The 21,959-nt window shown below is 66.0% G+C and carries 16 protein-coding genes; 13 read left to right on the top strand and 3 right to left on the bottom strand.

Annotation, left to right across the window (positions count from 1 at the left end; translation table 11 throughout):
- Nucleotides 1-54: 54 nt before the first annotated feature.
- The 9 genes from AB870_RS21825 (at nucleotide 55) to AB870_RS21785 (ending at nucleotide 10,560) form a co-directional block, all read left to right on the top strand.
- On the top strand, nucleotides 55-1,380 hold the full coding sequence (locus AB870_RS21825) for an MFS transporter (RefSeq protein WP_047906260.1): 1,326 nt from the start codon (nucleotides 55-57) through the stop codon (nucleotides 1,378-1,380).
- A 306-nt stretch (nucleotides 1,381-1,686) separates the two neighbouring features.
- Nucleotides 1,687-5,379, top strand: coding sequence for a hydantoinase B/oxoprolinase family protein (locus AB870_RS21820; RefSeq protein ID WP_047906259.1), 3,693 nt, complete (start codon nucleotides 1,687-1,689; stop codon nucleotides 5,377-5,379).
- 150 nt (nucleotides 5,380-5,529) lie between these two features.
- The gene (locus AB870_RS21815; protein WP_047906258.1) at nucleotides 5,530-5,937 is read left to right on the top strand and encodes a hypothetical protein; all 408 of its coding nucleotides are present in this window, start codon (nucleotides 5,530-5,532) and stop codon (nucleotides 5,935-5,937) included.
- Between the two features lie 13 nt (nucleotides 5,938-5,950).
- Nucleotides 5,951-6,514 carry a hypothetical protein gene (locus AB870_RS21810; RefSeq protein ID WP_064674886.1) on the top strand — a complete coding sequence of 188 codons (564 nt, stop codon included), beginning with the start codon at nucleotides 5,951-5,953 and terminating at the stop codon, nucleotides 6,512-6,514.
- Nucleotides 6,515-6,577: 63 nt separating this feature from the next.
- Complete coding sequence (locus AB870_RS21805) at nucleotides 6,578-7,216, top strand: hypothetical protein (protein ID WP_047906256.1); 639 nt, start codon at nucleotides 6,578-6,580, stop codon at nucleotides 7,214-7,216.
- Nucleotides 7,213-7,719 (top strand): tetratricopeptide repeat protein, encoded by a 507-nt coding sequence (locus AB870_RS21800; protein WP_237170006.1) that lies wholly within the window; start codon nucleotides 7,213-7,215, stop codon nucleotides 7,717-7,719. The genes AB870_RS21805 and AB870_RS21800 overlap by 4 nt, the downstream gene beginning before the upstream one ends.
- A 13-nt stretch (nucleotides 7,720-7,732) precedes the next feature.
- Nucleotides 7,733-9,250: a type III secretion system translocon subunit SseC family protein gene (gene sctE, locus AB870_RS21795; RefSeq protein ID WP_047906255.1), complete on the top strand. Its 1,518-nt coding sequence runs from the start codon at nucleotides 7,733-7,735 to the stop codon at nucleotides 9,248-9,250.
- A 76-nt stretch (nucleotides 9,251-9,326) separates the two neighbouring features.
- Nucleotides 9,327-10,016: a hypothetical protein gene (locus AB870_RS21790; RefSeq protein ID WP_047906254.1), complete on the top strand. Its 690-nt coding sequence runs from the start codon at nucleotides 9,327-9,329 to the stop codon at nucleotides 10,014-10,016.
- 4 nt (nucleotides 10,017-10,020) lie between these two features.
- Nucleotides 10,021-10,560 (top strand): hypothetical protein, encoded by a 540-nt coding sequence (locus tag AB870_RS21785; protein WP_053059476.1) that lies wholly within the window; start codon nucleotides 10,021-10,023, stop codon nucleotides 10,558-10,560.
- Here AB870_RS21785 and AB870_RS21780 read toward each other — a convergent pair.
- Nucleotides 10,524-11,987, bottom strand: a complete 1,464-nt coding sequence (locus tag AB870_RS21780) for an SLC13 family permease (protein WP_047908541.1) — start codon at nucleotides 11,985-11,987, stop codon at nucleotides 10,524-10,526. The two genes, AB870_RS21785 and AB870_RS21780, sit on opposite strands and share 37 nt — an antisense overlap.
- A 211-nt stretch (nucleotides 11,988-12,198) precedes the next feature.
- Between AB870_RS21780 and AB870_RS21775 the strand changes: the two genes are divergently transcribed.
- The gene (locus AB870_RS21775) at nucleotides 12,199-12,519 is read left to right on the top strand and encodes a GIY-YIG nuclease family protein (protein ID WP_047906253.1); all 321 of its coding nucleotides are present in this window, start codon (nucleotides 12,199-12,201) and stop codon (nucleotides 12,517-12,519) included.
- Here AB870_RS21775 and AB870_RS21770 read toward each other — a convergent pair.
- Entirely contained in the window at nucleotides 12,491-13,723 is a 1,233-nt protein-coding gene (locus AB870_RS21770; RefSeq protein ID WP_167362720.1) for a serine hydrolase domain-containing protein, read from the bottom strand. The two genes, AB870_RS21775 and AB870_RS21770, sit on opposite strands and share 29 nt — an antisense overlap.
- Before the next feature lie 572 nt (nucleotides 13,724-14,295).
- Between AB870_RS21770 and mprF the strand changes: the two genes are divergently transcribed.
- From mprF to AB870_RS21755, 3 genes are all read left to right on the top strand, one after another.
- A complete protein-coding gene (mprF, locus tag AB870_RS21765) occupies nucleotides 14,296-17,097 on the top strand; it encodes a bifunctional lysylphosphatidylglycerol flippase/synthetase MprF (protein ID WP_084663985.1) in 2,802 nt (933 codons plus the stop codon).
- The gene (locus AB870_RS21760; RefSeq protein WP_053059475.1) at nucleotides 17,094-18,929 is read left to right on the top strand and encodes a virulence factor family protein; all 1,836 of its coding nucleotides are present in this window, start codon (nucleotides 17,094-17,096) and stop codon (nucleotides 18,927-18,929) included. The genes mprF and AB870_RS21760 overlap by 4 nt, the downstream gene beginning before the upstream one ends.
- A 431-nt stretch (nucleotides 18,930-19,360) precedes the next feature.
- Nucleotides 19,361-20,668 (top strand): solute carrier family 23 protein, encoded by a 1,308-nt coding sequence (locus AB870_RS21755; RefSeq protein WP_047906251.1) that lies wholly within the window; start codon nucleotides 19,361-19,363, stop codon nucleotides 20,666-20,668.
- 86 nt (nucleotides 20,669-20,754) lie between these two features.
- On the opposite strand, the gene AB870_RS21750 is transcribed toward AB870_RS21755, so the two are convergent.
- Nucleotides 20,755-21,681 (bottom strand): LysR substrate-binding domain-containing protein, encoded by a 927-nt coding sequence (locus tag AB870_RS21750; protein ID WP_047906250.1) that lies wholly within the window; start codon nucleotides 21,679-21,681, stop codon nucleotides 20,755-20,757.
- Nucleotides 21,682-21,959 lie beyond the last annotated feature (278 nt).

Below are 21,959 nucleotides of genomic sequence, written 5' to 3'. Positions count from 1 at the left end.
CGCGGCCCCAGTGCACCACACGGCAAGACAGGACATCACCGGAGCCTTTTTCTCATGGAAAGCAAAACCCCACTCGCGCCCCCTGTAGCGACGAACCCGCCCGCCTCCGACACGGCGGGCGGCAGCCTGTTCGGCTGGTACGGCGAGGCCACGCCGCGCGAAAAACGCGCATTCTGGAGCTGCAAGGTCGGTTACATGCTCGACGGCATGGACACGCAGATGTTGAGCTTCGTCATTCCGACGCTCGTCGCCACCTGGGGCATCACCCTGGCCGACGCGGGCTTCATCGGCACGCTCACGCTGCTCGCGTCGGCGCTCGGCGGCTGGGTTGCCGGCATTCTGTCGGATCGCATCGGCCGCGTGCGTACGCTGCAGCTCACCGTGCTCTGGTTCGCGCTGTTCACCGGACTGTGCGGCCTCGCGCAGAACTACCACCAACTGCTCGTTGCGCGCGCGCTCATGGGCTTCGGCTTCGGTGGCGAGTGGACGGCAGGCGCGGTGCTGATCGGCGAAGTGATTCGCGCGCGCGACCGTGGCAAAGCCGTGGGGCTGGTGCAATCGGGCTGGGCCATTGGCTGGGGGCTGACCGCCATTCTGTACTCGGTGCTGTTCTCGTTGCTGCCGGGCGACATGGCATGGCGTGCGCTCTTCCTCATCGGACTGCTGCCCGCGCTGCTGGTGCTGTTCATCCGCCGTTACGTGCAGGAGCCGGAGGTCTACCAGAAGGAGAAGGCGAAACAGGCGAAGTCGGAAGACGCGCCGGGACTCGCTGCCATCTTCAGCCCCGCACTGCTCTCGACCACGATCCGCGCGGCGCTGCTGACGACGGGGGCGCAGGGGGGCTACTACGCCATTACGACGTGGCTGCCGACATATCTGAAGACCGAGCGTCACCTGACCGTCATGGGCACGGGCGGCTACCTCGCGATGATCATCTTCGGTTCGTGGGTCGGCTATCTGGCAAGCTCGTATCTGACCGATCGTCTGGGGCGCAAGCCGAATTTCATTCTGTTTGCGGTCGGTTCGATGGTAATCGCGTTCTCGTACACCTCGCTTCCGCTCACCGACAGCGCGATGTTCTGGCTCGGCTTCCCGCTCGGCTTTTTCGCCTCGGGCATTTTCAGCGGCATGGGCGCGTTCCTCACCGAACTGTTCCCGACGCGCGTTCGCGGTTCCGGTCAGGGGTTTTGTTACAACGTCGGCCGCGCCCTCGGTGCCTTGTTTCCATTCCTGATCGGCATGCTCTCGAAGCAGTACGGGCTGGGCACGACCATCGGTATCTTTGCGGGCGTGGCTTACGGCGTGCTGATTGTCGCCGCGCTTACGTTGCCGGAGACTCGCGGCCGCGAACTCGAATCGCTGGAATCGCGGACGAGCTGATCGCGCTGCGCCCGGCGTCCGGCGCGCAACGTCAGTCCACGTCGGACCATGCCGGGCGACGTCGAATAACACGTGTTTCGAACCATCACCGCGGCAGCCGTCGCTGCCGCGCCCCGATCTCCTTGCATTTCTCCCGATAGCGGAATCGCTAGCGCGCAAGCCGTTTCCGGCATGTCCGGACCGGGCCGTGCCGGGATTAGTACGTCATATGATTTGGACTACGAATTGACATTGGCGAAGTAACCCGATGCATCGCGCATCGCTCCTTTTCGATTTCTGTTTGACCATTGCTTTGCGAGTGACACCATGAAGAACGCTCTCACGCCCCCCGCCCAAAACCGCGCGCCCGCGCATTCGAGCGCTTCGCGCTGGCAGTTCTGGATCGACCGTGGCGGCACCTTCACCGACATTGTGGCGCGCCGCCCGGATGGCTCGCTCGTCACGCACAAACTGCTCTCGGAAAACCCTGAGCAGTATCGTGACGCCGCCGTCGCGGGCATCCGGCATCTGCTCGGTCTTGCCGCGGGCGAGCCGATCACGCCGGCGCTGGTCGACATGGTGAAGATGGGCACGACCGTGGCCACCAACGCGCTGCTCGAACGCAAGGGCGAACCGCTGGCGCTCGTCACGACGCACGGGTTCCGTGACGCATTGCGCATCGCGTATCAGAACCGTCCGCGTCTGTTCGATCTCGACATCGCACTGCCCGAGGCGCTGTATGCGGAAGTGGTGGAAGTCGACGAGCGCATGGGTGCGCATGGCGAGCTGGTGCGCGTGCTGGATGTCGACGCCGCGCGCACGGCCCTCGAAGGCGTCCATGCCAGAGGCATTCGGGCGCTGGCCATCGTGCTGATGCACGGCTATCGCTACTCGCAGCACGAGCAGCAACTCGCGGCGATGGCGCGCGAGATCGGCTTCACGCAGATTTCCGTGTCCCACGAAGTCTCGCCGCTGATGAAGCTGGTCTCGCGCGGCGACACGACAGTGGTCGACGCCTATCTGTCGCCGATTCTGCGCCGCTATGTGGAGCAGGTCGCGAAGGAGATGCCCGGTGTGAACCTGCAGTTCATGCAGAGCAGCGGAGGGCTCACGCAGGCCGGCAACTTTCAGGGCAAAGACGCCATCCTGTCTGGACCTGCCGGCGGCATCGTCGGCATGGTCCGCGCGTCGCGCGCGGCGGGCTTCGAGCGCGTGATCGGCTTCGACATGGGCGGCACGTCCACCGACGTCTCGCACTACAACGGCGAATTCGAGCGCGTGTTCGAAACGCAGGTGGCGGGCGTGCGCATGCGCGCGCCGATGATGAGCATCCACACGGTCGCCGCCGGCGGCGGCTCGGTGTTGTCGTTCGACGGCACGCGTCTGCGCGTGGGGCCCGATTCGGCCGGCGCCAACCCCGGACCGGCGGCGTATCGCCGTGGCGGCCCGCTCGCGGTGACCGACTGCAATGTCATGCTCGGCAAGATTCAGCCTGCCCATTTTCCGAAGGTGTTCGGACCGAACGCCAACGAACCGCTGGACCGCGACGTGGTCGTCGCCAGGTTCACCGCGCTGGCCGCCGAGATCGAGAAGGCGACGGGACGCCGCCAGACGCCCGAAGCGCTGGCCGAAGGATTCCTCGAAATCGCTATCGGTGCGATGGCCAACGCCATCAAGAAGATCTCGGTGCAGCGCGGGCACGACGTGAGCCGTTACGTGTTGACGACCTTCGGCGGCGCCGGCGGCCAGCACGCGTGCGGTGTGGCCGACGCCCTCGGCATGACGCAGGTCTTCGCGCATCCGCTCGCCGGGGTGTTGTCGGCGTACGGCATGGGGCTGGCCGATCAGACGGCGATGCGCGAACGCATGATCGAAGCGCCGCTATGTGCCGACGGTCTCGTCGCGCTGGAAGACGCCCTCGGCGCACTTGCCGACGAAGCCGTGAACGCGCTGCTGTCGCAGGGCGTGCCGCCATCGCGAATCGAGACGGTGCGTCGCGTTCACGTGCGCTATGCCGGTACGGACTCGGCCATTGCCGTGCCATTCGGCAGCGTCGAGCAGATGCGTGCGGCGTTCGAGTCGGCTTATCGTCAGCGCTACTCGTTCCTGATGGACGGCGCGGCGCTGATCGTGGAAGTGGCGTCGGTCGAAGCCATCGGGCTGTCGGACGCGCCGGTCGATATCGCGCCGCTCGAAGCGCGTACGTCGGGGGCGCCGCAGGCGGTTGACCGGGTGAAGCTCTACGCTGCCGGTGCGTGGCACGATGCGGCATTGTTCGAGCGCGACACGCTGCTCGCGGGCGACACTCTCGACGGCCCGGCCATCGTCGCGGAGAAGAGCGGCACGACCGTGGTCGAGCCGGGCTGGCAGGCGCAAATGACAGCCCAGGGCAATCTGGTGCTTACGCGCGTGGTGCCACGTCGCGTGCAACTCGACAAGCAGCGCGGGCTTGGCACGCAGGCCGACCCGGTGCGCCTGGAAATCTTCAACAACCTGTTCATGTCGATTGCGGAACAGATGGGTTTGCGTCTGCAAAACACGGCGTATTCGGTCAACATCAAGGAGCGCCTGGACTTCTCCTGCGCGCTGTTCGACCGCGACGGCAACCTCATCGCCAACGCACCGCACATGCCGGTGCACCTCGGATCGATGGGCGAGAGCATCAAGACGGTGATCGAGCGCAATCGCGGACGGATGCGCGAGGGCGATGTCTTCATGCTCAACGATCCGTATCACGGCGGTACGCACTTGCCGGACGTCACGGTCATTACGCCGGTGTTCGTTCCGGACGGTACCGATGCGCCCGGCATGGCGCAGCCGCTCTTCTATGTCGGCTCGCGTGGTCACCATGCCGACATCGGCGGGATCACGCCGGGCTCGATGCCGCCGGATTCGACCCACGTGGAAGAGGAGGGAGTGCTCATCGACAACTGGCAACTCGTTGCGGCTGGCGAACTGCGGGATCGCGAGACCCGTGAATTGCTCGGTGGCGCGCGCTATCCGGCACGCAACATCGATCAGAACATGGCCGACCTGCGCGCGCAGGTGGCCGCGAACCAGAAGGGCGTGGATGAACTGCGGCGCATGGTGAACGACTTCGGGCGCGATGTCGTGCTGGCCTATATGGGGCATGTGCAGGACAACGCGGAATCGGCGGTGCGCCGCGTGATCGGTGCGCTGGCCGACGGCCACTATCGTTACCCGCTGGACAACGGTGCGGTGATCGAAGTGAAGATCGCCGTCGACAAGACCACGCGGAGCGCGACCATCGACTTCACGGGGACATCGGCGCAACTGCCGAATAACTTCAATGCGCCGCGCGCGGTGTGCATGGCGGCGGTGCTGTACGTCTTCCGCACGCTCGTGGACGACGACATTCCGCTCAACGCGGGCTGCCTGAAGCCGCTGACGGTGATCGTGCCGCAGGGCTCGATGCTCAATCCTGTCTTCCCGGCAGCGGTAGTATCGGGCAACGTGGAGACGTCCTCGGCCATTACCAGTGCGCTGTACGGCGCGCTGGGCTGCGTGGCGTCGAGCCAGGGCACGATGAACAACTTCACGTTCGGCAACGAGACGTACCAGTACTACGAAACCATCGCCGGTGGCAGTGGCGCGGGCAATGGCTTCAACGGCTCGGACGCCGTGCAGACGCACATGACGAACTCGCGTCTGACCGACCCGGAAGTGCTGGAATGGCGGTATCCGGTGCGTCTCGAAAGCCATCGCATTCGCGTTGGCTCGGGCGGCGTGGGGCGCTGGCAGGGCGGTAACGGTGCCGTGCGCCGGATTCGTTTTCTGACGCCGATGACGGCGTCCATCCTGTCGAACAACCGGGTGTACGCACCGTTCGGTGCGCAGGGCGGGAGTGCCGGTGCATTGGGAGCTAACTACGTCGAACGCGTAGACGGGACGCGCGAGTCGCTGGCGCACATCGGACGCACGCAAATGCAGCCGGGCGACATCTTCGTCGTGGAGACGCCGGGCGGCGGCGGCTTTGGGGTTCGTCCCCAGACGATGTAAGGCAGGCGCTTTTGGGCACCTCCATGGGAAATCGCTGAAGCGAGACCGGTTCCCGGAAGGGATGGCGGACTTTGCAAAGGTGGCGGTTCAACGCCTTCGTACGATGCGGGATGTCTTGTATGACTGACCGCAACATACGGAGGCGTTTCCATGTCTGACTCGTCGCAACAAACCTCACACACCTCACACGCCGCGGCCGCGTCCGCCGAGCCGGACGACGTCCGCGCGCAATACGACCGCGCCTGTGCCGAAATGCGCAACGTCGGTCAGAAGCTGCACCGGCAAATGCAGGCGTATCAGGCGGTGCTCGAAGAAGTCGCACGGCTCGAAGCCAGCGACACGCCCGAGGCCGACGAGAAGCTCCGGCGGCTCGAATCGCTCGTGAGCAGCGAGCCGTTTCAGCGCGACGAGCGCGAGATTCGTCGAATGTCAGCGGCGCTCGCTCACAGCATCGAGCGCATGATGGCCGACGCCCCCGACATCCCTGCATCTCCCGACGACGGCGCAACGGGTTCGCCAGTCAGGCGCCCGGCGGGCCTGCGTCGGACGTGCGCCTGAGTTGGGAGACGCCATGTTCTACCGCAACGCCTCACAGGCCTCACCGGCCTCACAGGCCTCACCGTCTTCACGCACTTATGTCGACAATGTCGCCGCCTTCGGTCGCGCGGCAACGTCGCCCGGCTCCCGCTCCGACAATCCGATGCTCTGCACGATGGCCGTCGCGGGGGCGCAACTGAGTGAGTTGCAGGCCAGCGCGGATGCCTGGGTCGCGACAGCGCAGGCGCGCATGGCCGTTGCGCGCGATGCGAGCGAGTTCGGCGCGGCGGTGGAGGCGATGGCCGGACGGGCGTCCGGTGGCGCCGCACCCGAGCGATTGCCGCAGGCGCTACGCGAGTTCGCCGTGCGACACGAACTGGTGTCTGCGCAGGCGGCCGACGCACCGTTCGATGCGGCCGGTCTGAAAGCCCTCGGCGCAAGACTTCAGTCGCTCGCGATGAACGGCAGTGCATCGAGCACGAGCGATCAGATCCGGCTAAAGCGGTTCGTCACTCGCTACGACAACACGCTCACGCTTTACAACGCGGTCATCTCCCGGCTCGGGGAAATGATGAAACGGCTCGTGAGCAGCCTTTGACACGCGGCGCATGACCGAAACCGCTCGACCTATTCATTTCACAACTTTCAGGAACCCAATCCCATGACTACGATTGCTGGCGCGAACGCCTCGCTGCATTCGCCTTCATTCCATAGCCCGCTGCGTGGCGGCCTGATTCGCGAGGTGTCCATCGGTGGTGTCATCGAGAAGCTCGATTTCCACGGCACGCTGGCCGCCTACGCCATGTTGATGATGGAGATGAACAACGGCGAAGCCCAGAACATGATCCAGGAGATGCAGAGTCGTCAGAAAGAAGGTCAGGAGGCGCGCGACGCAGCGAACCAGATCGAATCGCTCATCAACGAGATCGGTTCGGATACGTCGAAGAAGGTCGCCCTTGGCGACGGCATTCGCGGCTTCTTCGATAAGCACAACATCGAGATTACGGTCTCTCAGGACGGCACGAAGAAGACGTTGATGGAGTGGGAGGGCCGCACTAGGCGCGTTGGCGAGAGCGGTTACACGACGCGCACCACCGAGGACTATTCGGCGGCCAACCTTCGTTCGCTCAAGGCGGCCGCCGAGGGATTCGTTGAGAAGGCGTCCGACAGCCGGACCGTCGATCAGATCCGCATCAACAAGAAGCTTCAGGAATACAACGGCGCATCGACACTGGTGAACACGATCTACAGCTCGCAGGGATCGCAGCTCAACCAGATCAACGGGTCGATGCGCACGTGAGTACGTCAGTGGTTCCCGAGGTGGGCGCGCAACCCGTACCGGAACCGCCGGCGCACGACGCACCGGCGTTCCTCGCAAAATTCTTTGAGCGCGGCGGGGCGCTTCGCATGCTGGCCGACCTTTGCGAGACCGATCTCGCCAGTGTGCGCGCCTATGCCGCGCAGCGATTCGCGCAAGGGCACATTGCCGGTGCGCAGCGCGTGTACTTCGTGCTTGCGACGCTCGACCAATGGTCCTTCGAGGACTGGTACGGCCTGGGGCTTTGCTATCAGCGGCTCGGACAGCATGAGCAGGCGTTGCCGTGCTTCGCGAAGGCCGGGGTGATCTGCGCGTCGGACCCGCGTGCGCCCTATCTGGCAGGCATCAGCTACGAGCACGTTGGCAACACCGCGTTCGCCGACCGTTCGTATCGGGCGGCACTGCGCATTTGCGCACAGTTGCCGCAACACGAAACGCTGGCTCGCTCGGCACGGGATCGATGCGAGGCACTCAAACGAGACTAGAGCGAAAAATACCATGACAGCCATTTCATCCCTGGGGGGCGGTTATGCACCGCTCGTGGTCGGCGGTGCCGACCCGGCGGCCGCGTTCCATGCGTCGGACGACGTCGCTGAATCCAGCGAGGTCTCTCGCGAGCGTCGCCAGAGCCGTCAGCGCCCGGACTGGCTTCGCGCCGAGGATTTCGCGCCCGACACACCGGCGAGCGCGGACTGGCGCGATGCCGAGGGCGCTTTTTCTCGTCTGCTGAATCGCCTGTTCGACGTGGGCAGCGGTATGGCAGCGAACCTGCTGAGGTCCTCCAATCCGGCGGGCGAAGCCAGTCTCGCCGCGCTGGAGAATGTCGATCCTTCGACGCTTGCGATGATGGCGTCGATGATCGCGATGGAATCGCTGGGCGATACGGCGAAGTCGACGCAGCGCGCTTTGACGTTGCTCGCCGAACGCCAGGACGCCCTGCGTCAGGAGGACATCCAGAAGTACCGCGAACAAATGGATGCGAAGGCCGAAGACGCCAACAAGGCGCGCAAGGGCGGCATCTTCGGTGTGATCTTCGACTGGATCATCGCGGCCGTCGACGTGGTGGTCGGGGCGGTCAAGGTGGTGACCGGCGTGCTTACCATGAATCCGATGATGATCGCGGGCGGCGTGGCGGACGTGGGCGCCGGTATCGCCGGCATGGGCGCGGCCTACCACAAGACCATGGCGTTGGCCGATCCGGAGAATGCCGCCCATCACGAGAAGGAAGCCGCCAAATGGGGCCACGCCCAACTGGCGTTTCAGATGCTCGGGATGGTGGTGGGCTTCGGGTCGTCGGTGAAGGGCTTTCTGGCCAAGCGAGCGACCACGAAGGCTGCCAGCCGGGTGTTCAAGGCGGGCGCTGCCGAGGCGCTGGAGCAAGCCGTGAAGTCCGGCGACAAGGCCGCGGTCGGGGCGATAAAGACGCGGGTCGTCTCCGAGATCGGATATGTGGTCGGTCACGAAGTCGGCAAGCGCGTAGGCCGGTCGTTGCTCCAGAACGGTACGCAAAGCGCGCGCCGTCTGGCGAAGGCCGGCTTCAACCGGATGGCGGAGCAATTCACGCAACAGATGGTCGAGGCAATGGCCTCGCGTGCGTTCGACAAGGTCGCGAAGACGGCAGCGAAGCAAGTCGCGCGGGGCAAGTCGGTGACCGCCAGGAGCCTCACGAAGTCGTTCGCGTCGCGCATGAACACGCAAGGCTACTTCGCGCTGGCGCGCGGGTCGTGGTCGTTGTCACATGCGATTCGCGGGACGTTCGCCGGGGCGAACGGGCTGGGTCAGGGCATTGTCGGCATGCAACGTGCGAAATTGCAGAACGAAGCACGCGATCTTTCCGTCGACATGCTGTGGCTGCAAATGCTGCTGGAGATGAACGGCGACGACAAGAAGCGTACGGCCAGGCGGATGGAAACGCTGGTGGGCCAGCAGAACGATATCGCGGTATCCGCCGGCGAACAGGTGCAGAAGACGGGCGAGATGCGTATCCGGATGGCCGCATCGGCGGGCCGCGCCTGAAGGCGGCCGCACGGTGGTGCCGGTATCGAGGACACAGGGCGTGGCGCGGGCCGCGTCACTCACTTTTGGAGCAGACATGATGATGACATCGAGCGCGATGAACCTGAGCCGCACGCAGGTCGATTATGGGGTAATCGGTGCGCCGCGCGCGGGAACGGAGGGTGATGCGCAGGCACGAGGGCAGCAACGGCCGCAGGGATCGCGGATCGGCGAGCAAGTCGACGGCCTTCGGTCGGCGCAAATGCTCATCGCGCTGTTTCTCGCGATGCGCGTCGCGGAGCGCAACACCGATCAGGCATACCGGACACGCCACGACGCCATGGTATTCGAGCGCGGCGTGACGGCGCGCACCGAGAAGTACAACGCCAACCGCTCGCACTACAACGCCGGACTGATGTCGGCGATAGGCGGCATCGTCTCGGGCAGCTTTTCGTTGGTCGGCGGCGTGGGATCGGGGGCGGCGGGCTTCGGCGGTGAGTTGGGCAAGCTGCGCATGGTCGGCACCGCCGTGGGTGAGACGACCAAGGGCGTCAGCCAGTTCGTGAAGTCGCCGTTCGACGTGGTGTCCAACGACGATTCACTGGCGGGGCGCGATAACGACGTGCTGGGCGAATTCGAGATGTCGCTCTCGGAGGAGACGCGGCGCACCAACGAGCGGTTGCGGCAGCGCATCGACGCGACCAGCGCGGACATCCGCGACGTGTCACGCTCGATGTACGGCATGATCGGCCAGCAAGTCACGAAGATGTACGACGTTATCCGCTAATCCCATGACAGTCTGCGAGCGCGCCGTTGCGGCATTTTTCAGGACTCACCGTTTCACGGCGCGCGCGGAAGTCTGCGAGCGCCTGCACGTCACGATTGGGCAACGCGTCGAGAACGGCGAGTTGTCGCTTTGTCATCGTCTGGAAAAGCGCGCGGCCGGCCATGTGCTGACGATCACCGACTTTCGTCTCGATGCCGAAGCACGCGCCAGCGAGCATGCGGTGCGCCGCTTCTGCCAACTGATTCGCTCACTCCTGCGCACTGTCCCGCACCTGAGTTACGTTCGCGGGATGATCCTGCCGGGCGTGAGCGACGCGAAACGGCGCGACATGCGTCTGCGGCTTGGGGCGGTACTGGAGCGCGAAGGCGCATTCTGGCGCGAGGAAGACGGCGATCGCTGGCTCGTGTTCTGCCGCGATTCGCATGGCGTGCCGACACGGCATATGGCCTTGCGCGGCACGTCGGCTTCCCCGGCTTCCTCGGCTCGCGCAGCCGCCTCCTCCCCGGCTCACGGCAGCATGCCGAGTCCGCGCCACCACACGTAATCCAACGGGAACAGCAGCACCAGCGTGATGATCGTCATGACCACGGTCAGTCGCGTGCCGTCGCGCATGCCCACGCCGCCGAGGTGCATCGCGATCATCATCGGCGGGCTCTGGTACGGCAGCAGCACGGTCGAGAACACCGGCACCTGAAGCATCAACACGGTGTAGAGCGGCAGGCCGCTCGCGGTGGCAAGCTGTCCCGCGAGCGGTGTGAGCACGGCGGGCAGACCCGGCAGTGTCGCGACGAGTCCGATGGCCGCGCCGATGGCGATCAGCCACGCGGCGTTGACGACCGGGGTGCCGGGCATCATGCCGACGGCGTCAAGACACAGCCGCGCGACCTTTTCCCCCAGTCCGGTATCGGCCACTACCGCGCCGACGCCGAGAAAGCCTGCGACGTAGATGAGCGGCGTGATCTGCATCTGATCGGTGAAAGTCTTCGGCGTGACAATGTGAATCGCGGGCAGCAGGCAGAGGATCGCGGCGGCCACCGAAATCCAGGCGGGCGAAATGCCGTGCCATGTGTCCGTGGCGAAGCCGGCGAGCGCCAGCGCGAGCAGGAGCGACAGGCGCCTTGCATCGGTCGTCAACGGTGGCGATGTCGTTGCGCCGGGGGGCGCGAGCGGACCGTCGTCAGGGAACAGGCGGCAGACAACCCATACGAGAATCGCTGCCTTGAGCGCGCCAAGCACGGGGAAGTGCAGCAGCAGATAGGGTGCGTAATGCAGCTTCACGCCGTAAAACGAATCGGCCGCGCCCATCAGCACGCTGTTCGGAATGTTGGCGGGCAGGATCGTGGTCGGCGGCATGTAGCTCCCGGCGGCGACCGTCATGACGAGGCCGGTGCGCCCGCGCCGCCCCTCGGTGAGGCCAATGCGATCCGCCAGCGCGAGCACGATGGGGATGAGCAGCAGAATGCGCCCGGTCGTCGAAGGCATGACGAAGGCGAGGCCGACGCTCGCGATCATCACGGAGGCGACATAGCGCGGATACGTCGGACGCTTGAGCGCGAAGATCGTCGCTGCGAGGCGGGTGCCGAGACCTGTCGTTCGTACGGCGAGCCCGGTGACCGCACCGCCGAACACCAGCCACCACGCCGCCGAATGAAAGCCGGCAAAGATGATTTCCGGCTTCGCCACGTGCAACAGCACGGCGAGCAGAAAGAAAGAGAGTGTGGTGACGGGTTCCGGGAACAGTCCGAACGCCCAGGCCCCGATGGTGAATAGCACCAGCACGGCGGCTTGCGCGGCGGCGGGCGACAAGCCGAGCGTGGCGCTGCCGTGACTGGCCGCCCACAGCGCCAGCGCGAGTCCGGCGTAGGCGGCATAGCCGCCGAGGGCCTTCAGACGTGCGCGGACCCGCTCACGGCGCAGAACGTCCGAGGCATGTGGCGAGCGGGAGGTCTGCGGTGCAGCGGATTCGGTCATGGCGCTTATCGTATGAAAATCCACCATTCAACTTCTGGCGAAATTTCTCAATAATGCACTGTTACTGTCGTTACCATTCAAAATTTCCGATTTCGGGAGTCAATTGGTCGCCCCGGCCCTGATTTATTCGAAATGCCTGCCTCGAAGCGAGGTGCGTCGGGAGAGGTTGATTTCGCTTTCGAGGGGAGGCGGCCATTAGAGGGCAATCGTCGTGCCGAAGCCGTGGTTTCTCTATTTGCTGGAGTGCGCAGGCGGGCGCATCTATACCGGTATCACCGTCGATGTCCAGGCGCGCTATGCGGCGCACGTGGCGGGCAAGGGCGCGCGTTTCACGCGGGCGTATCCGCCGTCGCGCATTCTGTTCTCGTTGCCGTTCGCCGACCGCTCGGCGGCCTCACGCGCCGAGTACCGCATCAAGCAATTGAGCGCGTCGCAAAAACGCGGCCTCATCGCCGGAACGTATGTGTGCGAACTCAGCGACATCGTGGCCGCCGGCGCTCCGTTCACGGCACCAGACGCGCCTGACGGATGATACGGCGCACGTCGCGCTGAAGCGCTCCGAACTGGCCGCGCGACGGAATCGGCGACACCACGATCGCCCAGCTGTCGCCAGGGACCGTTTTCTCCGCCACAGTGTAGTACGTCGATTGCGTGCGAAAGAAATCCGCGATGCCGTCGTGGCTGATGCGATAACTGCGATCACCCGCCCCCGCCAGCATGAAAACGCCGAGTGTGTAATACACATCGCGATCCGAATTCACCGGTCCGGCCTGCTTGTCGAGCAGCAACGTGCGCAATGTCTTTTCCGTCAGCAGGCTCGGGCGCCGGATATCGAACACGCGCCACACCTTGAGCAGCGCACCCGTTGACATTTGCCAGCCCGCGAACGGCGCAAGCAGACGCCAGTTGTCCGGCAGCCTGGCGTCGCTCACGCCGAGCGGCGCGAAGATGGACGTCTCGCAGAAGTCCTTGTAGTCCTCGCCGGACACCGCCTCGATCACCATGCCAAGCAGCAGATATGAGACGTTCGAATAGACGAAATCGCTTTTGCCCGTCGAGTGACTGGCGTCGCCCGCGTCCAGATAGTTGAAGAAATCGGCACTCCCGCCCACGCGACGGATGGCCAGTCCGCTGAACAGCCCATTGACCGGATCGTTGAAACCGTTGGTGGCAAGGCCCGCGCGATGGGCAAGCAGGCGTCGGACAGTCAGATCGCGCAGTGTCGGATCGAGCGGCTTGCCGTGTTGCCTGGCGTAGGCGTCGAGCAAATCGCCGAGCCGGGCGTCGAGCGAGAGTTTGCCCTGCTGCACGAGTAGCGCAATGCCAATGGCCGTGATCGATTTCGACAGGCTCGCCATCGGCAGCAATTGCTGAACGTCGTCGCCCGGCGTCGCGGCTTCGAGCGCCACACCGTTGTCCGACTCGGTACGCAGCCAGACATGCGAAAGGTTATAGCGCTCCTTGATCTGCGCCACGCCCTGCGCGAGGGTCGATTGTCCGATCGGCACCGCTGGCCGGATCGCCGTGACCGGTCCCGTCGAGGGCAGTGCGACCACCGCACCGTTGGCGTTGGCGGCGGCCGCGGATGAGGCCGGCGCGTTCGATGGCGTCTGGGCGAGCGCAAGGCCCGACCCCGTTAGCGTGGCGGAACTCAGCAGGATAGTCAGGACAACTCGACGTGCGCACGCACCGGCTTGTCCCATGACTCGCGCAATGGCATGCGAACGAAGGCGCATGACCCACCGCGTGGTAAAACGTGCCCCTGCCGGACGGCGGTGCCGTTCGACGTTCATTGATCAACTCCCCCCGCGCACCAGCTTCGAACCGCGCAATGACTCTCTTCGGAGCCGAAATGGTTCGGAGTGCGCACGTGCCGCGCCGCGGCGATATTCGAGATCGAAGTTTAGGAAAAACTTCCGGTAAATACCCAGTAAAACCCACGCATTTTACATTAAGTTGCACGTATCGCGCCCGCCGCTCAATAGGCGGACGCAATCGCCGCGTGACCGGGCCATCCGGCGGGGGCGACGCGGCGGGAGGGGGCCGATATTGCGCTGCCAAAACTGCCTCGCGTCGTGAGAGATCCCCCGCGAACGCCCGCCGCTCAAGGCGTTGCCACGTGCGCAAGCTCAGGAGGAGCGCTCATGTCGGTGGCGCACCGACAAGACCTCCGACGAGACCTCCGACGAGACCTGTCACGCATCGCGGTGTAAGCTATCGCCAGGATAGACAGGCTCCGACTCGCCCACAGGCCACAAGGGCGGCGTCTCGCAGACGACGTCGTGCCGGCCGAAGGATCGACCGAAACATGACAGAACCGCCACGCGCGCGCCCGAGCCGGCCCGCCGATACTGCTTCTCCCCCGGCCGTCACCTCGGCCGCCTCCCCGGACACCGCCGGACCCGGCGCTGCGGCCTCCGCCGCCAGCGGATCCGGTGCTTCACCGCCCGCGTCAACGGCGCCCTCCGCCGCCTCGGCGACCTCCGAATCGTCGGAAGCTTCCGGTGCGACCGTATCCGACGAGGCCGCCTGGCTCGCGCTTCCCGCGCCCCTGCGCCTGATCCGGCGCTTCCCGTGGAGCGCGGCACGCCCGTGGCTGATCGTCGCAAGCGTTCTCCTGCTCGGCCTGTTCGTTTTCGACGCGCTGCATCACATGCTGCGGCACGTGCATTACGACAACGTCATCGCGGCGATCCACGACACGCCGGTGACGCGTCTCGTGCTCGCCATGCTGGCCACTCTCGCGAGCTACGCGGCGCTCACCGGCTACGACATTTCCGGTCTGGCGTACGCCGGGGCCAAGGTCAGGCGATCGACGGTCGTGCTGACGTCGTTCATCGCCTACGCACTGGGAAACTCCGTCGGGCTGGGGGTGCTGACCGGCGGCACGGTGCGCATGCGGATGTACGCGGCGGCCGGGGTCGACGCGTCGAAAGTCGCGCAGGCCGTCGCGTTCAACGCAGGGGCGTTCGGGCTCGGGATGACGGTCTTCGGCTCGCTTGGCATGTTGTGGGGCGCCTCCCGCGTCTCGGCGCTGGTGCCGATTCCCGCATGGATGTTGCAGCTTTTCGCCGTGCTGCTGCTCGCCGGGGCAGCCGCGTTTCTTGCAGTGTGCGCCCGCAAGCGCAGCGTCGCGATTTTCGGCCGCTGGTCGATGCCGTTGCCGCCGTTGCGCCTCGCGCTGCGCCAGTTGCTCATCTCCGCTGCCGATCTCGGCATGGCCGCGGCGGCGCTCTGGTGTCTGCTGCCCGCCGGCGTGGTGGATCTGCCGACCTTCGTCGTCTTCTACGCCATCGCGATGGCGCTTGGTGTCCTCAGTCACGTGCCGGGCGGCGTCGGCGTGTTCGAGGCGGTGATTCTGCTGGCGACGAACGGCCACGCACCGATCAGCCAGGTCGCCGGGGCGCTGGTGCTCTATCGTGGAATCTATTACCTCTTGCCGCTGATACTCGCGGCGTGTCTGCTCGCCGGGTTCGAGTTGCGCCGGGGGCCGGCGGCGCCCATCGGCCGCGCGGCCGTGCGCCTGTTCCCCGGCATTCTGGCGGCGCTCACGCTCGTGGCCGGGGTGATGCTGCTGATTTCGGGCGTCACGCCCGCGACGCGCGACGCCGAGGACTTCCTGCGCCGCCACATGCCGCTGTTTCTCGTCGAAGTCTCGCACCTGCTCGGCAGCGTCGCGGGCCTGTCGATGCTGTTCCTCGCACGCGGATTGCTGCACCGGCTGGACGCCGCATGGTGGGGCTCGCTCGGTCTGACCGTCATCGCCGCCGTGCTGGCCATTCCGAAAGGCATCGCGTGGTCCGAGTTTTTTGTACTGGCCGTGCTCGCGACCTTGCTGCTCGTCTCGCGAAGGCAGTTCGACCGCCGCTCGTCGCTCTTCACCCAGTCGTTCGAGCCGGGCTGGATCATCGCGGTCCTGTCGGTGCTGGGCGCGTGTACGTGGTTGATGTTCATGTCGTACCGGCGTGTGGAATACGCGAACCAACTCTGGTGGCAGTTCACGTTCGATGGCGACGCGCCGCGTTCGATGCGTGCGCTGATGGTCGTGGCCGTGATCGGTCTGGGCGTCTCGCTCTGGCAACTGCTGCGTCAGTCGCCGGGCGCGATGGTGCCCGCCACGCAGGACGAACTGGTGCGCGCGAAGGCCATCATCCGCAAGCAGCCCGCCGCCGACGCGTGCCTCGCGCTCATGGGAGACAAGAGCTTCCTGTTCTCGCCGTCCGGCAACGCCTTCATCATGTACGCCAAGCATCGCCGCTCGTGGGTGTCGCTCTCGGACCCCGTGGGCGATCAGAAGGAATGGCCCGAGTTGATCTGGCGCTTCATCGAACTGGCCGACGCACATGGCGGTCGCGCCGCGTTTTACAAAACGCGTCCGCAGGCGTTGCCGCTCTATATCGACGCCGGCCTTCGCGCGTTCAAGCTCGGCGAGGAGGCGTTCGTCTCGCTGCCCGAGTTCGGATTGCAGGGTTCGCGTCGCGCGAATCTGCGGCACGGCGTGACGCGCGGCGAGCGCGAGGGGCTGACCCTCGAGATCGTGCCGCCCGAGGAGGTTGGGGCGCATCTCGGGCAGATGCGGCTGGTGTCGGATGCGTGGCTCGCGCGCCAGCACACGCGGGAAAAGGGTTTCTCGCTCGGGGCGTTCCACGACGCGTATGTCGTGCGCCAGCCGGTGGCGCTGGTGCGTCGCGAGGGCCGGCTGGTGGCATTCGCCACGTTGATGTGCCCCGACGTCCTGCGCATCGAAGCGAGCATCGACCTGATGCGTCAGGTGCCCGACGCGCCGCCCGGCACCATGGACTTCCTCTTCGCAAAGCTCATGCTGCATTTCAAGGCGCAGGGTTATCAGCGGTTCGGGCTCGGCATGGCACCGATGTCGGGCATGCAGACGCATCAGCTCGCCCCGCGCTGGCATCGCTTCGGCCGGATGATGTTCGCGCACGGTGCGCGCTTTTATAACTTCCGCGGGTTGCGCAGCTTCAAGGAGAAGTTCGACCCGCAGTGGGAGACGCGTTACCTGATGACGCCGGGCGGCATCGCGCCGATGCTGACGCTGGCCGACGTGGCGTCGCTCGTCGGCGGCGGCTGGAAAGGGATGATAGCGAAATGACAGGCAAAGCAATGACGATGCAGGGCCGGGCCGGCGGGGTGAATGACGTGGACGATCGGGGCGGGGCCGAAGACGCGCGCCATCTGCGCGTGAGACAGCCGAAGCGCTCGCGCGGGACGTGGTGGCTGAGTGTGTGGCGCGCCGTGTTGGCGAGTGCGCCAGGTGCGAAACGCGTGGCGATGTTGGCGGTGGCGATGGCGCCTGCCGCTGTGCTGGCGCAGACGTCCGAATCGACGCAGGCGCGCAGTCATCCCCTCAACGTCCTGAAGCCCGCACCGAAGGCGGGGCCGGTGGCGCAGTCGAATGCCCCGGACACCAGCGCCGCGGCCCCGGTCATGCCGAAGGCCGCGGCAGCGGCGGCCGGTGCCGCGGCGTTTCGTAATGCCGCCGCCGACGGCAGCGCCGCGCCCGAGATCATGACGCATGGCCGCTTCGAGAACATCCCGATCTTTCGGCCGCAGGGCGAGCCGAACGCCACGGTGCTGTTCTTCTCCGACGACGACGGATGGACACCGCGTGCCGAACGCATGGCCCGCGCACTGGCCGACACCGGCGCGCTGGTGGCCGGGATCGACACGGCGCGGCTGATGGCGAACTACACGAAGGACGACATCGCGTGCGTGTACGCGGCCGGCGATCTCGATAACTTCGGCCGGTGGGTCGAGGCCGCCGTCAAGCTGCCGGGCTACACGCCGCCGATTCTCGTAGGCGACGGCGTGGGCGGCACGTTCGCGTATGCGATGCTCGCGCAGGCCGGTAACGACACGTTCTCCGGCGCGCTCTCGGTCGACTTCTGCCCGGTGCTGCCGATGGCGCGTGCGCTGTGTCAGGGCGAGGGGGTACATTTCGGACGCGGCATCACGCACACGGCGGGCGGTGCCCCCATGCGCCTGCTCCCCGCGCCCGTGATGAGTGCACCGTGGCTGGCGATGGGCGGGCCGGCGGCCGGTCCCGGCAGCCCGGGACGCGCCCCGCGCTGCCCGGACCACGTCGCGCAGGAATTCGCGGCACGCACGCCGAATTCGAGTTGGCTCGTGGGCGGGCTGGCGGGCAGTCTCGGGGCGATGGACACGAGCGGCACGGCGAACGCGCAGGGCGTTGCGTCTGCCCCCGTGCTGGCCGATTGGGTGACGCAATACAAGAACGCGTTCCGGCGGCTGAACGCACACCACGTGGCCGGCACGGCGCGCCCGCCCGCCGCTGTCGCAGACCTGCCGGTGATCGAAGTGCCGGCCACGGCCAGGCCTGCCGCCAACATGGCCGACACCTTCGCGATCCTGCTCTCGGGCGATGGTGGATGGGCCGGGTTGGATCGCGATGTGGCCGGGGCGCTGGCCGCCCATGGCATTCCGGTGGTGGGCGTCGATTCGCTCCGTTACTTCTGGTCGGCGCGCACCCCGGCGTCCGGCGCGCTCGACATCGATCGCCTCTTGCGCTTTTATCAGACCCGCTGGAACAAGAAGCGCGCAATCCTCATCGGCTATTCGCAGGGCGCCGACGTGCTGCCGTTCATGGTGAACCGGCTGCCGCCGGTCGCCCGCGAGCGTGTTGGCCTGCTCGTGCTGATGGGGCTCGGCCAGAAGGCCGATTTCGAATTCCGCATGACCAACTGGGTAATGTCGAGCCAGAACGGGCTGCCGATCCGGCCCGAAGTCGAGCGTCTGCCCGACGGCATGGCGATGTGTGTCTACGGGGCCGATGAAGACGACAGCAACTGCCCGGGGCTCGATCCCCGCCGCGTACAGATCGTGAAGATGCCCGGCGGGCACCATTTCGACGGCAATTACACCGGTCTGGCGGATCTGATCCTTCAGGGGCTCGCCAAACGCTGACGCCGGGCGAGCGCACCGGGCGTGCAGGCTTGTCTGCGGCAGCGTCCCTGCCGGACGGCCGGGAAGGCGGGCCGGTTGTGCGGATCGTCCCGGGCGCTTGTCGTGCCGGGCCAACGTATCGGGTATGTCGGGTATGTCGGGTATGTCGGGTATGTCGGGTATGTCGGGTATGTCGGGTATGTCGGGTATGTCGGGTATGTCGGGTATGTCGGGTATGTCGGGTGTGTCGGGTGTGTCGGGTGTGTCGGGTGTGTCGGGTGTGTCGGGTGTGCGGGGGGAATGTACGGGGTGTATGGGGCACGCGCTATTTCTCGCCTTGCCTTCCGTGCGGGTGCTCCGTACACTGCGGCCAGTTTTTCCCATCGTCCCACGCATTCGACGGGGCGGCGCGGGACCACACGATACGGCACGACCGACAGGAGAAGATCGAAATGGCAGAGGGTTACTTCCCGAAGTGGCAGCAACAGGACACAGCCTCCGGGCGCGTGATCGCGCCCGATGAGCGTCTGCCGTGGCCGCAGACCGTTGCGATGGGCGTGCAGCACGTGGTCGCCATGTTCGGCTCGACCGTGCTCGCGCCGCTGCTCATGGGCTTCGACCCGAACCTCGCCATCTTCATGTCGGGTATCGGCACGTTGCTGTTCTTCGTGCTTGTCGGCGGGCGCGTGCCGAGCTATCTCGGCTCCAGCTTCGCCTTCATCGGTCTCGTGATTTCGGTGACGGGCTACGCGGGCAGCGGTCCGAACATGAACATTCCCGTCGCGCTCGGCGGGATCATCGCCTGCGGTGTGCTGTACGCGATCATCGGCCTGATCGTGATGGCGGTCGGCACACGCTGGATCGAGACGCTCATGCCGCCGGTCGTGACGGGCGCCGTGGTCGCGGTCATCGGGTTGAATCTCGCGCCGGTGGCGGTGAAGGGCGTGTCGGCCACCAGCTTCGATACGTGGATGGCGCTCGCGACGGTGCTGTGCGTGGGCCTCGTGGCCGTGCTCGCGCGCGGCATGGTGCAACGTCTGCTGATTCTCGTGGGCCTGTTGCTGGCCTACGTGCTGTACGCCGTGCTGACGAACGGCATGGGGCTGGGCAAGCCGATTGACTTTGCCGTCGTGGCGAATGCCGCATGGTTCGGTCTGCCGCATTTCGCCGCGCCCGTGTTCAAGCCCGAAGCCATGGTGCTGCTCGCGCCCATCGCCATCATTCTGGTGGCCGAGAATCTGGGGCACATCAAGGCGGTGAGCGCCATGACGGGGCAGAACCTCGACCGCTACATGGGCCGCGCCTTTCTCGGCGATGGACTGGCGACCATCGTGTCGGGCAGCGTCGGCGGCACGGGCGTCACCACGTACGCCGAGAACATCGGTGTGATGGCCGTCACCAAGATCTATTCGACGCTGGTCTTCGCGGTGGCCGCCGTCATCGCGCTGGTGCTGGGCTTCTCGCCGAAGTTCGGTGCGCTCATCCAGACGATTCCCGGGCCGGTACTCGGGGGCGTGTCCATCGTAGTGTTCGGTCTGATCACCGTGGCCGGCGCGCGCATCTGGGTGCAGAACAAGGTGGATTTCTCGGATAACCGCAACCTGATCGTGGCCGCGGTGACGCTCGTGCTGGGCGCGGGCGATTTCACGCTGAAGTTCGGCAGCTTTTCGCTCGGCGGGATCGGCTGTGCGACGTTCGGCGCGATCATTCTGTATGCCCTGCTGCGCGGTCGTGGCGCCTCGCGGCCGGCGGCGATGTAAGGCGTCCGTCCCGGGCAGGAGGGCAAGCCAGCAGGCGGCATGTCGACGCGCATCGCGGCATGATGCGGCATGATGCGGCACGATGATTACGTCGTGCCGTTTTCGTTTGCGGCTGCGTTTTTTTCGGGGGGCGCGGCGTGCAGATGGTCGAGCAGCTGCCGCGCGTAGACAGGCAGGGCGTCGCGCTCGCGCACGCACAGCACGAGCGTACGCAGCGCCCATGGGTCGACGAGCGGCACGATGCCGATGCCCAGCGTGGTCGCCGAGCGCCGGGCGGCGCTCAGGGGCACGATGCCGAGCGCGGCGCCTGTTGCGACGGCCCGGCACAGGCTGTCGAAGTCGCGCAGACGCAAGCGGTAGCGAAGCGGGCGTCCCGCACGTTTGGCGTGGCCGTCGAGGTGCTCGGCCAGCGCGCTTGGCTCGGGCAGACCGATGAATTCGGCGTCGAGCACGTCGACGAAGGCGATCTCGTCGAGCGCGGCGAGGGCATGGCCCGGCGGCGTGACGATGACCAGCCGGTCCTGCCGGAAGGGCACCGTTTCGAGTCCCGTCAATTCGATCCAGTCCGATACGACACCGATATCTGCGGCGCCTTCGAGTACGGCCTGCACCACGGCGGGACTTGTCTGCTCGCGCAGCGCGATTTCCACGTTCGGATGCCCGGCGAGAAACGCACCGAGCAGATCCGGCAGGAATTCGGACATGGCGACGGTGTTGGACGCGATTCGCACGTTGCCCTTGAGGCCCGCCGCATACTCGCCAAGCTCGCCGCGCATCTGTTCGATTTGTGCGAGTACGCGCCGGGCGTGCGCGAGCAGAGCGCGTCCGGCGGGCGTGGGAATGACACCCTGACGATGACGCATGAAGAGGGCGACGCCCAGCGTTTCTTCGAGTCCGCGAATGCGTGCGCTCGCGGATGCCAGCGTCAGATGGGCGCGCTCGGCGCCGCCGGTGATGCTGCCGGCTTCGGCCACCAGCAGGCACAGGCGCAGATCGGTCAGGTCGAATTTCACGAAAATGGGTATCGCGTCGCGCGCGAGTGGCGTGGGGGAAAGACGTCAGTGTAGCGGCACGACTGACTTGGGAAGGGGCGCATGGTAAACTACGCGCTTTCAAGACACGGCCGTACCCGCGACGGTCTGCCCCGCCAAGCCGCAGAGTTTCATTCGCCGGCGGGTCGTCTTGCTGGCGTCTTCAGACGCGTCGCCCGGATGAGCGCGATGCGTGTCGCACGCCCCACGCGGGCATTCCATCAAGAACAAACAACATAGATACGCGCGGGGACACACAT

The organism is Pandoraea faecigallinarum, from assembly GCF_001029105.3.
In the GTDB taxonomy this organism is placed as follows: Bacteria; Pseudomonadota; Gammaproteobacteria; order Burkholderiales; family Burkholderiaceae; genus Pandoraea; species Pandoraea faecigallinarum.
Note: the sequence above shows the minus strand (reverse complement) of the source record. Positions and strands in the feature narration are given on the sequence as shown.

Coding starts and splice junctions, on each gene's coding strand:
- mprF (WP_084663985.1), top strand. CDS start 14,296: ATGACAGAACCGCCACGCGCGCGCCCGAGCCGGCCCGCCGATACTGCT.
- AB870_RS21780 (WP_047908541.1), bottom strand. CDS start 11,987: ATGACCGAATCCGCTGCACCGCAGACCTCCCGCTCGCCACATGCCTCG.
- AB870_RS21825 (WP_047906260.1), top strand. CDS start 55: ATGGAAAGCAAAACCCCACTCGCGCCCCCTGTAGCGACGAACCCGCCC.
- AB870_RS21815 (WP_047906258.1), top strand. CDS start 5,530: ATGTCTGACTCGTCGCAACAAACCTCACACACCTCACACGCCGCGGCC.
- AB870_RS21805 (WP_047906256.1), top strand. CDS start 6,578: ATGACTACGATTGCTGGCGCGAACGCCTCGCTGCATTCGCCTTCATTC.
- sctE (WP_047906255.1), top strand. CDS start 7,733: ATGACAGCCATTTCATCCCTGGGGGGCGGTTATGCACCGCTCGTGGTC.
- AB870_RS21760 (WP_053059475.1), top strand. CDS start 17,094: ATGACAGGCAAAGCAATGACGATGCAGGGCCGGGCCGGCGGGGTGAAT.
- AB870_RS21755 (WP_047906251.1), top strand. CDS start 19,361: ATGGCAGAGGGTTACTTCCCGAAGTGGCAGCAACAGGACACAGCCTCC.
- AB870_RS21790 (WP_047906254.1), top strand. CDS start 9,327: ATGATGATGACATCGAGCGCGATGAACCTGAGCCGCACGCAGGTCGAT.
- AB870_RS21785 (WP_053059476.1), top strand. CDS start 10,021: ATGACAGTCTGCGAGCGCGCCGTTGCGGCATTTTTCAGGACTCACCGT.
- AB870_RS21770 (WP_167362720.1), bottom strand. CDS start 13,723: ATGCGCCTTCGTTCGCATGCCATTGCGCGAGTCATGGGACAAGCCGGT.
- AB870_RS21820 (WP_047906259.1), top strand. CDS start 1,687: ATGAAGAACGCTCTCACGCCCCCCGCCCAAAACCGCGCGCCCGCGCAT.
- AB870_RS21810 (WP_064674886.1), top strand. CDS start 5,951: ATGTTCTACCGCAACGCCTCACAGGCCTCACCGGCCTCACAGGCCTCA.